General features: G+C 69.6%; 1 protein-coding gene. It reads left to right on the forward strand.

The genetic code is table 11. The features are described from left to right. Nucleotides 1-12: 12 nt before the first annotated feature. A partial coding sequence (locus R1101_RS0123825; protein ID WP_016935667.1) for a DEDD exonuclease domain-containing protein occupies nt 13-1,211 on the forward strand: 1,199 nt, incomplete at its 3' end.

The raw sequence follows: 1,211 nt of genomic DNA on the forward strand, positions 1-1,211 counted from the left end.
TAGGCTCGCCGCATGACCTCGCCGCAACCATCGGCCCTCGGCGTGCAACTGGGTTTCGACGAGCTCGACACACCCCTGCGCAACACCACCTTCGTCGTCGTCGACCTCGAGACGACCGGCGGGAAGGCCGCCGAGGACGCCATCACCGAGATCGGTGCGGTGAAGATCCGTGCCGGCGAGGTGCTCGGCGAGTTCGCGACCCTCGTCGATCCCGGGCGTCCCATTCCTCCGTACATCGTGCAACTCACCGGCATCACCACTGCGATGGTCTACGCGGCCCCCAGGATCGAGGAAGTACTGCCCGCCTTCTTCGAGTTCGCGTCCGGATCGGTGCTCGTCGCGCACAACGCCGGTTTCGACGTCGGATTTCTCCAGGCGGCTGCCGCCCGGTGCCGGCTGGCATGGCCCCGCTTCCAGGTCCTGTGCACCGTCAAACTGGCCCGTCGTGTCCTCGGACGCGACGAGGCGCCGTCGGTGAAGCTCTCCGCGCTGGCCGAGCTGTTCAGGGTCTCCACCGTGCCCACCCACCGCGCGCTCGACGACGCACGGGCCACCGTGGACGTGTTGCACGCCCTCATCGAACGAGTCGGCAACCAGGGGGTCCACAGCCTCACCGAGCTGCGCGACTACATGCCGGTGGTCACCGCCGAGCAACGGGCCAAACGCGCACTCGCCGCACACCTTCCGCGCAAGCCCGGTGTCTATATGTTCCGGGGGCCGTCCGACGAGGTGTTGTACGTCGGCACGGCGGTCGACCTGCACCGGCGCGTCCGTACCTATTTCACGGGCTCCGAGACGCGGCCGCGGCTGCGGGAGATGGTCGCGCTCGCCACCCGCATCGATCATGTCGAATGCGCCCACGGGCTCGAGGCCGGCGTCCGCGAACTCCGGCTGATCGCCGCCCACACCCCTCCGTACAACCGCCGGTCGAAGTATCCGATGCGCGGCTGGTGGATCATCCTCACCGACGAAGCGTTTCCGCGCCTCGCTGTGAGCCGCACTCCCGGACCCGACGCGATCGGTCCGTTCTCGGTACGCGCCGACGCCGCGGACGTCGCGGCGCTGCTCGCGCAGATGTGCGGTCTGCGCACGTGCACACGCAGGATCGGCCGCACGGCCCGTCACGGCGACCGTTGCCCGCCCGTCGCCGTCGGGGGCTGCGCAGCGGCGCGCTTCGGGGTCCAGGACGCCTCCGCCTATGCAACCCAGGT

Origin of the sequence: Rhodococcus sp. R1101 (genome assembly GCF_000278445.1) — a bacterium.
Lineage (GTDB): Bacteria > Actinomycetota > Actinomycetes > Mycobacteriales > Mycobacteriaceae > Rhodococcus > Rhodococcus gordoniae.